The organism is Streptomyces sp. NPDC052721, assembly GCF_040678315.1.
Lineage (GTDB): Bacteria > Actinomycetota > Actinomycetes > Streptomycetales > Streptomycetaceae > Streptomyces.
The window spans coordinates 1-15,794 of the sequence record NZ_JBFATL010000062.1; the positions used below are offsets into that span (position 1 = coordinate 1).

Annotated in this window: 9 protein-coding genes; 6 read left to right on the forward strand and 3 right to left on the reverse strand. The window is 70.4% G+C overall.

The window, feature by feature from the left end; genetic code table 11:
- Positions 1-85: 85 nt before the first annotated feature.
- Entirely contained in the window at positions 86-931 is an 846-nt protein-coding gene (locus AB0L21_RS36630) for an NAD(P)H-binding protein (RefSeq protein ID WP_365788441.1), read from the reverse strand.
- Positions 932-1,024: 93 nt separating this feature from the next.
- Between AB0L21_RS36630 and AB0L21_RS36635 the strand changes: the two genes are divergently transcribed.
- Positions 1,025-1,627, forward strand: a complete 603-nt coding sequence (locus AB0L21_RS36635; protein ID WP_365710246.1) for a TetR/AcrR family transcriptional regulator — start codon at positions 1,025-1,027, stop codon at positions 1,625-1,627.
- 102 nt (positions 1,628-1,729) lie between these two features.
- On the opposite strand, the gene AB0L21_RS36640 is transcribed toward AB0L21_RS36635, so the two are convergent.
- The gene (locus tag AB0L21_RS36640) at positions 1,730-2,923 is read right to left on the reverse strand and encodes an RtcB family protein (RefSeq protein ID WP_365788442.1); all 1,194 of its coding nucleotides are present in this window, start codon (positions 2,921-2,923) and stop codon (positions 1,730-1,732) included.
- Between the two features lie 214 nt (positions 2,924-3,137).
- Here AB0L21_RS36640 and AB0L21_RS36645 point away from each other — a divergent pair, with 214 nt between their 5' ends.
- The 3 genes from AB0L21_RS36645 (at position 3,138) to AB0L21_RS36655 (ending at position 6,406) form a co-directional block, all read left to right on the forward strand.
- On the forward strand, positions 3,138-4,019 hold the full coding sequence (locus AB0L21_RS36645; RefSeq protein ID WP_365710232.1) for a DUF3558 domain-containing protein: 882 nt from the start codon (positions 3,138-3,140) through the stop codon (positions 4,017-4,019).
- 126 nt (positions 4,020-4,145) lie between these two features.
- On the forward strand, positions 4,146-5,048 hold the full coding sequence (locus tag AB0L21_RS36650; RefSeq protein ID WP_365788443.1) for a DUF3558 family protein: 903 nt from the start codon (positions 4,146-4,148) through the stop codon (positions 5,046-5,048).
- A gap of 119 nt (positions 5,049-5,167) precedes the next feature.
- Positions 5,168-6,406, forward strand: a complete 1,239-nt coding sequence (locus AB0L21_RS36655; RefSeq protein ID WP_365710244.1) for a DUF2637 domain-containing protein — start codon at positions 5,168-5,170, stop codon at positions 6,404-6,406.
- A gap of 63 nt (positions 6,407-6,469) precedes the next feature.
- Here AB0L21_RS36655 and lysS read toward each other — a convergent pair whose 3' ends face one another.
- Complete coding sequence (gene lysS, locus AB0L21_RS36660) at positions 6,470-8,209, reverse strand: lysine--tRNA ligase (protein WP_365788444.1); 1,740 nt, start codon at positions 8,207-8,209, stop codon at positions 6,470-6,472.
- 128 nt (positions 8,210-8,337) lie between these two features.
- On the opposite strand from lysS, the gene argS reads away from it, so the two are divergent.
- Both argS and fxsT read left to right on the forward strand, forming a co-directional pair.
- Positions 8,338-10,101: an arginine--tRNA ligase gene (gene argS / locus AB0L21_RS36665; RefSeq protein ID WP_365788445.1), complete on the forward strand. Its 1,764-nt coding sequence runs from the start codon at positions 8,338-8,340 to the stop codon at positions 10,099-10,101.
- Positions 10,102-10,320: 219 nt separating this feature from the next.
- A complete protein-coding gene (gene fxsT, locus AB0L21_RS36670) occupies positions 10,321-15,792 on the forward strand; it encodes an FxSxx-COOH system tetratricopeptide repeat protein (RefSeq protein ID WP_365788446.1) in 5,472 nt (1,823 codons plus the stop codon).
- Positions 15,793-15,794 lie beyond the last annotated feature (2 nt).

Genomic DNA, 15,794 nt, shown 5'->3' on the forward strand with positions numbered 1-15,794 from the left:
GTACTGGATGTACTTGGGTCGGGGCCCGGTGCGGCGAGAGTGCGTGCATGGCGTCGCGCGGCAGACGGGAGTTTGACGACAGGGCCTAGGCGAACGCCGGCAGGTTCCGCGCGACCCACGCGGCGAAGGGCGCGGCCGGGCGGCCCAGGACGGCCTCCACGTCCGGCCCGGCCCTGCGCTCGGCCGGCAGCGGTGCCCCGAGGACGTCCAGGGTGCCGGCGACGACCTGCTCCGGCATGAACCGCGCCATCCCCGCGTGCGCCGCCTCACGGGACAGCTCCACGAAGGTCACCTTCTCGCCGAGGGCCGCGGCGATGACCTCGGCCTGCTCGCGCGGACTGATGGGCTGGGGCCCGGTCAGCTCGTACACCCGGCCGGCGTGCCCGTCCTCGCACAGCGCGGCGGCGGCCACGGCGGCGATGTCCGCCGGGTCGACCACGGGCAGCGCGACATCGCCGAAGGGGGCGAAGACGGTGCGCTCGGCGCGGACCGACTCGGCCCAGGCGAGGGCGTTGGAGGCGAATCCACCGGGGCGCAGGATGGTGAACTCCTGCCCGGACGCGCGTACCGCGGCCTCGAAAGCCCGCAGCCGGGCGTGCGAGGGCGCGTCGGGCCGGGTGGCGCTGACCTGTGAGGACACCAGCACGATCCGCCCGGTCCCGGCGTCCGCGACCGCATGGAGCAGGGCGTCGGGGCTCTCCCCCCGGAAGTTCAGCCCGCCCCCCAGGACGAGGAACACGGCGCGGGCACCGTCGAGGGCGGTCCGCATGCTCGCCGCGTCCCCGGCTCCGCCCTGGACCCACCGCACCCCGGACCCGGACGGCGCGGTTCCCGGCCGCCGCGACACGGCCACGACCTCCTCACCGGCCGCTGCCAGCAGCTCCACCAGCACACGCCCGACGTTCCCGGTGGCACCGGTCACAGCGATCATCACGAACCCCCTAATGAGTCAGCTGACTAACTAACTCGGAACCTAGCAGACCTCCACCCCCGGCTGTCTATAGTCAGTCAGGTGACAAACTCAGTGGATCGGCGGGCACGGGCGTCACAGAAGCGCCGGCGGCTCACGGCTGCGGCGGCCCGGGTCCTGCACGAGCAGGGCGTCGAGCGCACCACCCTCGCCGACATCGCCCGCGAGGCCGACGTCCCGGTCGGGAACGTCTACTACTACTTCAAGACCAAGGACGAACTCGTCCAGGCGGCGCTCGCGGAGCACCGTGCCCACCTGGAGGAACTCACCGGCGGACTGGACCGGCTGCCGACCCCGCGCGACCGCCTCAAGGCCCTGGTCGAAGCCTGGATCGCCCAGCGGGAGGCCGCCGCCCGCCACGGCTGCCCCACCGGCACCCTGGCCGTCGAACTGGACAAACGCGCGGACGGCACGCTGGACGCGGAGGCCGGAGCGGTGATCCGCCGCCTCCTGGACTGGACCGCCGGCCAGTTCCGCACCTGGGGCATCCCCGACCCCGACGACCACGCCCTCACCCTGATCGCGGCCTACCAGGGCATGTCCCTCCTGACCAACGCCCTCCGCGACCCCGACATCATGACCAGAGAGGGAGCCCGCCTGCTGCGCTGGCTGGACTCACTGGAGCCGGGGGACGGGCGTACAGGTTCAAGCACCTGACGCCGTACGACAGCAGCGTCACCGAGTGAAAGCGGTCCACGGACTACGCCGGGAATCGGCATGACGAGGGGGTCTCCGGCTCCAGCCGGAGACCCCTTCGCGTCACCCCTTGACGCAGACGACCTGCTTCAGCTTCGCCACGACCTGGACCAAGTCCCGCTGCTGGTCGATGACCTGCTCGATGGACTTGTAGGCACCGGGGATCTCGTCCACGACACCGGAGTCCTTGCGGCACTCCACGCCCCGGGTCTGCTCCTCCAGGTCCTTGGTCGAGAAGCGCCGCTTGGCCGCGTTCCGGCTCATGCGCCGACCCGCGCCGTGCGAGGCCGAGTTGAAGGACCGCTCGTTACCGAGCCCCTTCACGATGTACGAGCCCGTGCCCATCGAACCCGGGATGATCCCGTACTCACCGGAGCCGGCCCGGATCGCCCCCTTGCGGGTCACGAGCAGGTCCATGCCCTCGTACCGCTCCTCCGCCACATAGTTGTGATGGCAGGAGATCTCCGGCTCGAAGGTTGGCTTCGCCTTCTTGAACTCCTTACGGATCACGTCCTTCAGGAGCGCCATCATGAGCGTGCGGTTGTACTTGGCGTACTCCTGCGCCCAGAACAGATCATTGCGGTAGGCCGCCATCTGCGGGGTGTCCGCGACGAAGACGGCGAGGTCCCGGTCGACCAGGCCCTGGTTGTGCGGGAGTTTCTGAGCCACACCGATGTGGTGCTCGGCGAGTTCCTTGCCGATGTTCCGGGACCCGGAGTGGAGCATGAGCCAGACTGAATCGTCTTCACTTACGCAAACCTCTACAAAGTGGTTCCCGGACCCGAGTGTCCCCATTTGTCCGATTGCTCGGCTTCTACGGAAGTGCACCGCCTCCGCGACCCCGTCGAACCGCCCCCAGAAGTCCTCCCACCCCGCCGTGGCCAGCCCGGGGAAGTCCCCCGGCTCGACCGGATCGTCGTGCATCCCCCGCCCCACCGGAATGGCCTGCTCGATCTTCGAGCGCAGCCGCGACAGGTCCCCGGGGAGGTCGTTCGCCGTCAGGGACGTCTTCACCGCCGACATCCCGCAGCCGATGTCCACCCCGACCGCCGCCGGGCACACCGCGCCCCGCATCGCGATGACCGAGCCGACCGTGGCGCCCTTGCCGTAGTGCACGTCCGGCATCACGGCCAGGCCCTTGATCCACGGCAGGGTCGCCACGTTCTGGAGCTGGCGCAGGGCCACGTCCTCGACCGTCGCCGGGTCCGTCCACATCCGGATCGGGACCTTGGCGCCCGGCATCTCCACGTACGACATACGTTCCTCATTCCCCCGGAAACGACAACAAAAGGCTCAAAAGAAGCAAAACGCAAAAGCGGCGCCAAGGTCGATGAAAAGGGACAAGGGACCGGCGTCCACGGCAGTGCGTGCGATACACATTGTCTCCAGGTGGCGCCCCGCCGCGGCAAGCGAATAACCAGCGGGGACACTGGAGCACCAGCGATCGCACATCGTCGAGAGGAGCCCGACCGTGCAGCGGAAGGCGTACGTAACCGGCACCGCCGCCCTCCTCGCGGCGCTGCTGGCCGGCTGCACGAGCGGCTCCGGGGACAAGGGCCCGGCGGACAACGCCAACCCGGGCGACGCCGGCACGGCCGCGCCCGCCGCCCAGCCCGGCAAGTACCGCACGCTCCCGGAACCCTGCGGCGCGGTCGGTCACGACACCCTGGACGCGCTGCTGCCCGGTATCCAGCAGATCACCGACCCGGCCCAGCGGGACAAGGCCTACCAGGGCGAGGCCGCGCTCACCTACGACACGGACCGCAAGGTCGGCTGCCGCTGGAAGGTCGAGTCGGCCGACGCCACGGACCGCCTGTCCGTCGACTTCGAGCGCGTGGTGTCGTACGACAACGCGGTCAGCGACGACGACCAGGCGCAGAAGCTGTTCCTGGAGAAGGAGACGGCCGCCGACCTCCCGGCGCCGACGGCTTCCTCGGCGCCGCCGGCCTCGTCCCCGACGCCCACCTCGTCCTCGTCCGCGTCCTCGTCGGCGAAGGGCTCCGCCGGCGGCGCGGCCTCCCCGGGCGCGACGAAGCCTTCTTCGTCCAACTCCCCTGCCTCGTCGGGCTCCTCCGAGTCCTCTGGTGCGTCCTCCGGTGCCACGCCCACCGATCTCCAGCCGCGCACGCTCGCCGACCTCGGTGACGAGGCGTATCTGGACGACCGGCTCAGCACGTCCGGTTCGACGGCCGAACAGCGGACGGTGACTGTGGTGTTCCGCACGTCCAACGTCATCGTCACCATCCAGTACGAGGAGCAGCCGATGGCGACGGGAACGGTCCCGGACAGCAAGGAAATGCAGGACAGGGCCCGTAATCTGGCCTCTCTACTGGATGACACGCTGGGCGGCTGACGGCCTCACCGGTCCCACCCGTCCCCGTCCGCGAAGCGCGCGAACGGAAACCGCACAGCTCCTTCACCGCGTACCGTGGCCCCGCAGGAACCCGCACGAACACCGAGCGTCATGAGTGAAGGAACCATGCAGCGAGCAGCCCAGCGAGACGACCGTGCCCAGCGACACCAGCGAGCCAAGCGCCTTCGCCGCGTTCTTGTCTGCGCGGCAGCCGTTCCCGCGGTTCTGATCACCGCCGCGTGCTCCTCCGACTCGGGTGACTCCAAGGCCAAGTCCGGTGGCGAGAGCGGCGCGCAGTCGGCGGGGGGCGGCAGCTCGCAGCCGTCGGCGAGCGCGTCCCCGACCGTGCAGGCGGCGGCGTACGAGAAGCTTCCCGACGCGTGCGCGGTGCTGTCGAAGAAGACGCTGACCGATCTGGTCCCGAAGAGCGCGAAGTCCGGCAGGAAGGGCGGCTCGGACGAGCCGTCGTCGCGCGCCTCCTGCTCCTGGAACAGCCTGGACAACAACGGCGTCAAGGGTTCCCAGTTCCGCTGGCTGAACGTCTCCCTGCTCCGTTTCGACTCGGACGTGACGCGCGGCTCCGGTGACGAGCAGGCGCACACGTTCTACGCCCAGCAGGTGAAGGACGCGCAGGCGGTCGACGGCGCGAAGAACACCAAGGCGATACCGCTGTCCGGGACGGGCGCGGAGGCGACGGCCGTGCGCTACGACCTGAAGAAGAAGGAAGGCCTCTTCAAGCAGCAGACGGTCGTCGCCCGGGTCGAGAACGTCGTCGTGACGGTCGACTACAACGGCGCCGGTCTCGCGGGCGAGAAGACTCCGGACGCCGACGACCTGACGAAGGCCGCGGAGAAGGCCCTGAAGGAGGCCGTGGCGTCGGTCTCCTCCGCCAACGGGGCGGGCGGTACGGCGACTTCGCCGACGTCCCCGTCCAAGTCGGCGTCGCCCTCCAAGGCTCCTTCGAAGTCCCCCTCCAAGCCGGCCTCCGCCGGCGCGTCTGCGTCCACGTCGGCCGCGAAGAAGAGCTGACCGGAGGCCGTCGCGGCTGACCGGCATCACGTTCGCCGCACACGTGTGCCACTCTGTTGCGCGCAACAACACGCAATGGGAGGGGAGTACGAGTGGCCGCGCCACTGCAGCTGACTCGGATGCACCGCGTGCTCATCGGCGTGGTCGTGACCGGCGCGTTGATCATCGCCGGCATCGGCTTCGCCGGTTCGTACGCGGCCGTCCGGGAGCTGGCCATCAAGAAGGGCTTCGGGAACTTCTCCTATGTGTTCCCGGTGGGCATCGACGCAGGCATCTGTGTCCTCCTCGCCCTGGACCTGCTGCTGACCTGGATCCGCATCCCCTTCCCGCTGCTGCGTCAGACGGCGTGGCTGCTGACGGCGGCGACGATCGCGTTCAACGGCGCCGCCGCCTGGCCGGACCCGCTGGGTGTCGGGATGCACGCGGTGATCCCGGTGCTGTTCGTCGTGGCGGTCGAGGCGGCCCGGCACGCGATCGGCCGGATCGCCGACATCACGGCCGACAAGCACATGGAGGGGGTCCGCCTCACCCGCTGGCTCCTCTCCCCGGTGCCCACGTTCCTGCTGTGGCGCCGCATGAAGCTGTGGGAGCTGCGCTCCTACGACCAGGTCATCAAGCTGGAGCAGGAACGTCTCGTCTACCAGGCCCGCCTGCGGTCCCGCTTCGGCCGTGCCTGGCGCCGCAAGGCTCCGGTGGAGTCCCTGATGCCGCTGAGGCTGGCGCGGTACGGCGTCCCCCTGGCGGAAACGGCCCCGGCGGGGCTCGCGGCGGCGGGCATAGAACCGGCCCTGATACCTGCCGTGGCTGCGGGCGGTCGTGCCGCTGGGGCGGCACCCGTCCCACAGCAGGCGGTACCTCCCCGCGGGCAGCGCCCCGAGTTGCCCCGCCAGAACCCGGGGCAGCCGGACAGCGCCCCGGTGGACGAGGAGAGCCCCTGGTTCCAGGCTCCGCGCGAAGTGGAGTACCACGGCGGCTACGACCCCACCTACGACCCCATGCTCCAGGAACCCCAGTACGCCCCCGAGGAGCAGTACGAGGGCTGGTACGAGGACCAGCCGCCGGAGCAGTTCCAGCAGCCGTCCCCCGAGGAGACCGGCAGCTTCCCCATCCCGGTGGGCCCGAACCGCACCCGCGAGCTGGGCGAGGGCGGCGGCATCCCCCAGCCGGACCCGACGGAGGAGGACTACTACCAGGTCTTCCGCAAGTCGATCGACGGCAGCTTGCCCACCCCGCACCAGTTCGGCGAGGCGGTGGAGGCGACGTTCGGCATCACGCTGCCCTCGCGTGATGCCGACCGCATGGTCAACCGCTTCACCAACCGCTTCAACGCGGAGCTGGAAGAGGACCACATCGCGTGACGGTGTGAAAACGGCATGAAGAAGGGGCCCTCCGCCGGCGGAGGGCCCCTCTTTTCGTACCGCTTACTCCCCGAGCAGGCGCCGCACCCGGTCCTGCCCGACGGCCAGCAGCAGCGTGGGCAGCCGGGGCCCGGTGTCCCGGCCGACGAGCAGGTGGTACAGGAGGGCGAAGAACGACCGCTGAGCCGTCTTGATCTCGGCCGGCAGCTCCTTGGGCGTGGCGTCGGCGGAGAACCCGGCCTGCACCTTGGGCACGCCGTACACGAGGTGGGTCAGCCCGTCGAGCGACCAGTGGTCGGCGAGCCCGTCGAGCAGCAGGCGTACGGACTGCTGGGACGCCTCGTCGAGGGACTTCAACAGCTCGGCGTCGGGCTCGTCGCGCACGATGGTCCGCTGGTCGGCGGCGACGTGCGTGTTGATCCAGGCCTCGGCCCTGTCGTACCGGGGCCGTACCTCGTCCAGGGAGGCCAGCGGCTGCTCCGGGTCGAGCTCGGAAAGGATCCGCAGGGCCTGGTCCTCGTGCCCGGCGGTGATGTCGGCGACGGACGCGAGCGTGCGGTACGGCAGCGGTCGCGGTGTCTTCGGCAGCTCACCGGCGGCGGTGCCCACGGCGCGGGTGTACGCGGCCACGTCGCCGGGCAGGGCGGAGCCGTCGGCGACCTTGGCGGCGAGCTTGTCCCACTCGTCGTACAGCCGCTGGATCTCCTGGTCGAAGGCGATCTTGAAGGACTGGTTGGGCCTGCGGCGGGCGTACAGCCAGCGCAGGAGCTGCGGCTCCATGATCTTCAGCGCGTCGGCCGGAGTCGGGACCCCGCCCCGCGAGGAGGACATCTTCGCCATGCCGGAGATGCCGACGAAGGCGTACATGGGGCCGATGGGCTGCTTGCCGCCGAAGATGCCGACGATCTGGCCGCCGACCTGGAAGCTGGACCCCGGCGAGGAGTGGTCGACTCCGCTCGGTTCGAAGATCACGCCCTCGTACGCCCAGCGCATCGGCCAGTCGACCTTCCAGACCAGCTTGCCGCGGTTGAACTCGCTGAGCCGGACGGTCTCGGCGAAGCCGCACGCGGTGCAGGTGTACGACAGCTCGGTGCTGTCGTCGTCGTAGGAGGTGACCGTCGTCAGGTCCTTGCCGCAGTTGCCGCAGTACGGCTTGTACGGGAAGTACCCGGCGGAGCCGGAGCTGCCGTCGTCCTCGGACGCGGCGCCGGAGCCCTCCTCGGCCTCCAGCTCGGCCTCGTCGACCGGCTTCTGCTGCTGCTTCTTCGGGGCCTTCTTCGTGCGGTACTGGGCGAGGATCGCGTCGATGTCGTTCCGGTGCCTCATGGCGTGCAGGATCTGCTCGCGGTAGGCGCCGGAGGTGTACTGCTCGGTCTGGCTGATCCCGTCGAACTCGACGCCGAGCTGGGCCAGCGACTCGATCATCGCGGCCTTGAAGTGCTCGGCCCAGTTCGGGTGGGGCGATCCCTTCGGCGCCGGGACGGACGTCAGCGGCTTGCCGATGTGCTCGGCCCACGACTCGTCGATGCCCGCGACGCCGGCCGGGACCTTGCGGTAACGGTCGTAGTCGTCCCAGGAGATCAGGTGCCGGACCTGGTGGCCGCGGCGGCGGATCTCGTCGGCGACGAGGTGCGGGGTCATGACCTCGCGGAGGTTCCCGAGGTGGATCGGCCCGGAGGGGGAGAGTCCGGACGCGACGACGACCGGTTTGCCCGGGGCCCGGCGCTCCGACTCCTCGATGACCTCATCCGCGAAACGGGAGACCCAGTCGGTGGTCTCGGTGCTCTGAGCCACGATCGGCACGTCCTTCTTTCTGAACGGGGTGACACTCCATTCTCACAGACCGGATCGCGCCCGGGAAAACGGCTTTACCCCCCGTGGGATACTGGCTGGGTCTATCCATCCCCACGAGGAGAACGGCACCCACTCCTATGGCCTCGGTCACGTCCCTCAGCGACAACGTCCAGCAGCACCTCGCGTCCGCCCTCTCGGCCACCCTGCCTCAGGCCGCCGGCGCGGACCCGCTGCTGCGACGAAGCGACCGGGCCGACTTCCAGGCCAACGGCATCCTGGCCCTGGCCAAGAAGGCGAAGGCGAACCCCCGGGAGCTGGCGGCCCAGGTCGTCTCCCGGGTGGTGACGGGTGACGTGATCGAGGACGTCGAGGTCTCCGGGCCCGGCTTCCTCAACATCACGATCGCGGACAAGGCGATCACCGGGAACCTGGCCGCGCGGTACGCGGACGAGACGGGCCGCCTCGGCGTGCCGTACGCCGAGCGGCCCGGTACGACGGTGATCGACTACGCGCAGCCGAACGTGGCGAAGGAGATGCACGTCGGTCACCTGCGGAGTGCGGTGATCGGCGACTCGGTGGTGCAGCTGCTGGAGTTCACCGGCGAGAACGTGATCCGCCGGCACCACATCGGCGACTGGGGCACCCAGTTCGGCATGCTCATCCAGTACCTGGACGAGCACCCGCACGAGCTGGACCACAAGGACGCCCAGGTGACGGGTGAGGAGGCGATGTCGAACCTCGACCGCCTCTACAAGGCCGCGCGGAAGAAGTTCGACTCCGACGAGGAGTTCAAGACGCGGGCCCGGCGCCGGGTCGTGGACCTCCAGGCCGGGGACCCGCACACGCTCGCCGTGTGGCAGAAGTTCGTGGACGAGTCCAAGATCTACTTCTTCTCCGTCTTCGAGAAGCTGGACATGGAGATCCGGGACGCGGACATCGTCGGCGAGTCCGGTTACAACGACATGCTGGCCGAGACCTGCCGCCTCCTGGAGGAGTCGGGTGTCGCGGTCCGCTCCGAGGGCGCCCTGTGCGTCTTCTTCGACGACGTCAAGGGCCCGGACGGCAATCCGGTCCCGCTGATCGTGCAGAAGTCGGACGGCGGCTACGGCTACGCGGCCACCGACCTCTCGGCGATCCGGGACCGCGTCTTCAACCTCAAGGCGGACACCCTCCTCTACGTGGTGGACGCCCGGCAGGCCCTGCACTTCCGGATGGTCTTCGAGACCGCCCGCCGGGCCGGCTGGCTGAACGACGACGTGACGGCGGTGCAGCTGGCCTTCGGCACGGTCCTCGGCAAGGACGGCAAGCCGTTCAAGACCCGTGAGGGCGAGACGGTCCGGCTGGTCGACCTGCTGGACGAGGCGATCGACCGTGCCTCCACCGTCGTACGGGAGAAGGCGCAGGACCTGTCCGACGAGGAGATCGCCGAGCGGGGCGCCCAGGTGGGCATCGGCGCGGTGAAGTACGCGGACCTGTCGACGTCGGCGAACCGGGACTACAAGTTCGACCTGGACCAGATGGTCTCGCTGAACGGCGACACGTCCGTCTACCTCCAGTACGCGTACGCCCGTATCCAGTCGATCCTCCGCAAGGCCGGCGAGGTCTCCCCGGCGGCCCACCCGGAGCTGGCCCTGGCGGACGCCGAGCGTGCCCTCGGCCTGCACCTGGACTCCTTCGCGGAGACGGTGCGGGAGGCGGCCACGGAGTACGCCCCGCACAAGCTGGCGGCGTACCTGTACCAGCTGGCGTCGCTGTACACGTCCTTCTACGACAAGTGCCCGGTGCTGCGCGCCGAGACCCCGGCGCAGGTGGAGAACCGCCTCTTCCTGTGCGACGTCACGGCCCGCACCCTGCACCGGGGCATGGCCCTGCTGGGCATCCGCACGCCCGAGAAGCTCTGACGGCTGTGCACGCGAGGCTCCGCGTCCTGAAATCCCCAGGGCGCGGGCCCTCGGCCGTGACAACTCGCAGCCGTTTCAGTACGGTTGATGCCCGCCGGGAGACTCCGGCGGGCACGGGGCGGTGGCATCGGGGGGCACGTTGGGTGTGGTGATCTCACCTGAGTCAGGTTCCGTTCGTCCCGGGACTTCCCTGCCGGTCATGGACGGCATCCGGATCCGATGGCCACGATGATCACCGCCCAGGGATCACTGACCGCCGAGAACCTGCTGGGGCAGGCCGATGGGGCGACCGCCCTGTGGCGTGCCGGACCGATCGACGCGGGCGGCAATCCTCATCTGGAAGAACGCGCGGTGGTGCTCTCGGCCGCGGCGAAGGCGGCCACCGCCTGGTTACCCGCGCCCCCAGGGCTGCACAACCTTCCTGCCGCCAAGGACGGCCTGGTCGGTCGTACCGACGCTCTGCAGGGGCTCCGTAAGTCGCTGACATCCGGCGCGGGCGTGATCTGTCAGGCGGCGGCCGTTCACGGCCTCGGCGGTGTGGGCAAGACGACACTGGCTCTGCACTACGCGCACACGCACCTCACCGACTACTCGTTGGTGTGGTGGATCACCGCCGAGAGCGAGGAACAGATCGCCTCGGCTCTTGCCGACCTCGCCGTCCGTATCCACCCGGACTGGGCGCTGGATGCCGGTGCCAGGGAGCGCACCGAGTGGGCCGTGCGGTGGCTGCAGGCCCATCCCGGCTGGCTGATCGTCTATGACAACGTCAACGATCCGCTCCACGTCAACCCGTTCCTGAGCCGGCTCTTAGGCCACGGCCACCAGCTCGTCACGAGCCGCCGACGAGCCGGATGGCGTGCTGGGACGCACCTGGTGAGCCTTGACGTGCTGTCCCCGCGTCTGGCCGTCGACCTGCTGTGCAACGTGGCGTTCCCCGCTCGCCGCCCGACCGCGGCGGAGCGCGGACAGGCGGGCCTGCTGGCGTCGGATCTGGGACATCTCCCCCTGGCCCTGGCACAGGCAGCGGCTTACGTACGCGAGACAGGCATGTCCTTCGCCGCCTACCGGTCGAAGCTGGCCGCCACCGCGGGCGACGCACTGGAGGCGACCGCGCCGTCCGAGGGACTGGACCGGGCCATCACACAGATCTGGCTCACCAGTTCCCGGGCGATCGGCGAGCGCTGCCCGGCCGCTGTGGATCTGTTGATGGCACTGGCCTGGTACGCGCCCGAGGCGCTCCCGGTGCGGGTGCTCCTGTCGTTGGCGGACAGCGAGGCCGAGGCACGGACCGCTGTCGACATGCTGGCCGACTACAACCTGGTCAGCGTGGGCGGGGACTCCGTCTCGCTGCACCGGCTGATGCAGAAGACCCTCCGTGCCGCGGCTTCCGTGAGGGCGGCCGACATCCGCGGTCGAGCCGAACGGGCTCTGGCCGGAACACTCCCCGACACGTCCGCCATGGACGGCGAGGCGGAGCGGGGCGTCTGGCAGCGGTGGCTCCCGCACATCCAGGCGCTCGCGAAGACCGGACCTTCGAGCACCCCCCGTCACGAGGTGACGGAGATGTACCGGCGCGCGGCCGACGAACTCGTCGCCCGTGAGCAGCACGTGCTGGCCATCCCCCTGGTCGAGTGCGTGGTCGAGAACCAGCTTCGGCTGCTGGGTACGGACGACGGCGCCACCCTCGCCGACCAGGACCGCCTGGCCGGACTGCACGCGAAGGCCGGTGACCCGGCCAAGGCCGTGCGGTTGTGCCAGGAGGCCTTCCGCACCCACCTGCGGCTCTCCGGCAGGGATGCGAAGTCCACGCTGGCCAGCAGGCACAGGCTCGCCTACGCCTACCGCAAGGCCGGCGACCTCCTGGCCGCCGTCCGCGAGTTCGAGGCCGTGGTCGCGGACCGCCGCCGCGTCCTCGGCGACGACGATCCCGACACCCTCACCAGCCGCAACGACCTCGCCTACGCGCGTCAGATGGCAGGTCAGTACCGGCGTGCGGTGAAGGAGTTCGAGGCCGTGGTCGCGGACCGCCGGCGCGTCCTCGGCGACGACGATCCCGACACCCTCACCAGCCGCAACAACCTGGCCTACGCGCACCGCAGGGCCGGGGACCACCAGGTGGCGCTGCGGCTGTACGAGCAGGCGGTGGCCGACCGGGAGCGGGTCCTGGGCGCCGACCATCCCGACACCCTGACGAGCAGGGGATGGCTGGCCTCCGCCCATGAGGCGGCGGGCAACCAGCAGCAGGCCGTCTCTCTGTACACGGCCCTGCGAGCCGAGCGCGGCCGGGTCCAGGGCGAGGACCATCCGGAAACGCTGAAGACCCGCCAGAGCCTGGCCTACGCCCTGATGGACGCCAACGGCCCCGCCGCGGCTCTCCCGGAGTTCGCATCGCTGGCCGAAGACAGTGAACGGTGCCAGGGCCCCGACCATCCCGACACGCTCGACTACCGTGCGGACATCGCGTACGCCCATCGGGCGCTCGCGGACTACGCGCAAGCGCTCGCGGAGTACGAGCACCTGGTCGAGGACTATGTCAGGGTCCGGGGCCCGGAGCACCCTGAGACACTGTCCACCCGCAACGCCCTCGCCTACGCCCGGCAGCTGGCCGGGGATCACCCCAGGGCGATCGTGGAGCTTCAGGACCTCCTCGACGACCGCACCCGCGTTCAGGGGGAGGACCACCTCGCCACACTGACCGCCGCCGAGAATCTCGCCTACGCGTACCAGGCGGCTTCCGAGCACGGCCAGGCCATCGCTCTGTACGAGCGTGTCCTGCGCGACCGGATCCGGATCATGGGTGACGACCACCCCCGGGTCCTCGACACGCGGTGGAATCTGGCCCGCTGCCGTCAGCTGGCGGGTTTCCCGGAGCGTGCCGTTTCCGAGTTCCGCGCCCTGGTGGCGGAGCAGGCACGCGTCCTGGGCCCCGGGCACCGGGACGTGTACCTCACGCGCCGGGCGCTGGGCGGGGCGCACACCGCCGCACAGGACTACGCCGCGGCGATCAGCCTGTACCAGCAGCTCCTCGAAGAGATGGAGCAGGCGCTGGGGGCCGATCACCAGGACGTCCTCAACACCAGAGGCTGGCTCGCCGAGGCGTACCGGCTGGCCGGCGAGTACTACCGTTCGGTCTCCGCGTGGGAGGCACTCGTCGCGGACCGCCTGCGCGTCCAGGGAGCCGACCACCCCGCTCTCCTGGAGGCCAGGGACCAGCTGGCCTGGTCGCTTCGGTCCGCCGGTGAATACCGGCGCGCGATCGAGATCTACGAGGACGTCCTCGGGCACCGCGTCCGGCTCCACGGCGCGGACAGCCGGATCACACTGATCGCACGCAACGAGGTGGCCCTCTGCCACAAGTACGCGGGTGAGTTCCAGCGCGCGATCGACGCGTTCGCCTCGCTCATGGCCGATTACCGGCGGGTGTTCGGCGACGACCATCCCGACACCCTCGTGGTCTGTGCGAACCTCGCCCACACGTATGCGGACGCCGAGCGCCACGGCGAGGCCAGGTCCCTGTTCGAGGACGTGATCAGCCGGTGGATCCGCCTCAGGGGAGAAGATCACCCCCAGACGCTGGACGCCCGTCGAGGCCTCGCCCAGTCCTACGGCGACGCCGAGGAGTACCGGCTCGCGCTTGCCGAGTTCGAGGCGCTCTGGACCGCCCGGACGCGGCTGAACGGAGCTGATCACCCCGACAGCCTCGACGCCCGCGACGATCTGGCCGCCGCCTGCCGTGACGCGGGCGAGTACCAGCGAGCGGCGCTTCTCTCCCAGCAGAGCGTCGACGACTGGGGGCGACTGCGGCATCCGGACCATCCCAAGACGTTGCTCGCCCGCAACTGGCTGGCGTTCACGCACCAACTGGCAGAGGAACACAGCAGGGCCATCGCCGAGTTCGAAGCGCTCGTGGCGGACCGCGAACGCATCCAGGGCCCCCTCCACCTGGCCACGATCATCGTCGGTGAGAATCTCGCCAACGCCTACCGAAGCGCGGCGGAACACGAACGGGCCGTCCAGGTCCGCGAACACTGGCTGGGCCGGCGGCTCCAGGTCCAAGAACGCGACCACCCCCAAGTCCTCACCTCACGGCACTGGCTGGCCCGCGCCCGGCTCGACGCCGACGACTTCGCCGGCGCCCTGCGCGATGCCGTGGCAGTGGTGGCGGACCGGGAACGCACACTGGGGGCTTCCCACCGCGACACGCTCAACGCCCGGCTCACCCTCGCCCTGGTGCGTCAGCAGTCGGGCGAGACCGCGGAGGCCATCCGTCTCTCCGAACGGCTCGTCGCCGACTGCGTCCGTTTCCTGGGACCTGACCACCCGCTCACGTTCGCGGCACGGGGCAGGCTCGCGTTCGCTCACCGCGCGGCCGGGCACTTCGCCCGGTCCGTCCGGCTCCAGCGGGAACGGCTGGCCGATCTCCTACGGGTGCACGACGCCGACCATGTCAGGGTGCTCGGCGCACGCGATGCGCTCACCCGGGTCCTCCGGCTCTCCGGCGCCTACCAGGAGGCCGTGACCGAACTGGACTCGCTGGTCGCCGACGGCCTTCGGCTGCACAGTCCCCTGCACCCCCGTACCGTCGAGTGGCGGGTGGACCTGGCCTTCGCGTGCCGGGACGCGGGTGATCACTGGCGGGCCATCGCGGTCATGGAGGAGTTGCTCCGCGACTGCCGGACCGTCCTGGCGGAGGATCACCCCACGACCCTGCACGCCCGCGCCTGGCTCGCGCTGCTGGCCACCGAGTTCGGCCCGCCGAGGCGAGCGGTGGCCCAGTTCGAACGGCTCGTCGAGGATGCGACGAGGGTGTACGGCCCCCGCCATCGCGTCCCGCTCCGGTTCCGGGACGGGCTGGCCTACGCGCTGCTGCAGGCGGACGACCCCGAGGGAGCCCTCGCCGTCCAGCGCGCGGCGCTCGCCGACCGGGCCCGGCTGCTGGAGCGATCGGGGTTCCCCGGCACTCCCGAGGGCATCGCCGAGGTTCACCTGCAAGCGGCGGACGCGAGCGCCGATGGCCGTGCCAGGTCGGTCGTCATGGTGTGTCTGGAACGTGCCGACGACGGCTATCCCACGTGGACGGAGAGTCTGGCCCGCGCGATGGCCGAAGCGGGCGACACCGAGGGAGCCGTACGGCTGCTGCGGGCGGTGCACGCCGGACGTGCACACGTCCTCGGTCCCGACGCCCCGGACACGCTGGACAGCCTGACCATGCTGGCGTTCGTCCACGCGGAGGCGGGACAGTACGACGCGGAGCCGTCCCACGACGAGTTGCTGACGCGCTGGGAGCGGGTGCTCGGACCGGACCATCCGCGCCTGGCGGCGCTCCGCGCCCAGCTGGCCCGGCTGCGGCCCGCCTGGCTGCCCCGCATGACCCTCCTGGACGACCCGGACGTCGGAACCGCAGCGGCCATCGAGGTGTGGCTGGAACGCTCCGGGGGCACGGCGACGCCGGAGCTGCCGCCGCTGCTGCTGGTGGCGGGAGCACGTACGGCAGCGGTGATCGAGCCGGCCGCGCAGGAGTACGTGCCCGGAGCCGAGCCGGCCCGGTTCGGCTTCACCGCCAAGGAACCCGGCCCGCATCGTGTCCGGTTCACCGTCTACGACCAGGAGTACGGCTTGGTGCTCCAGGACCTGGAGGCGACCGTCCACGTCCCCGCACCCCCTGTCCCGAGTTCCCCGGGGAGAGGCTGACC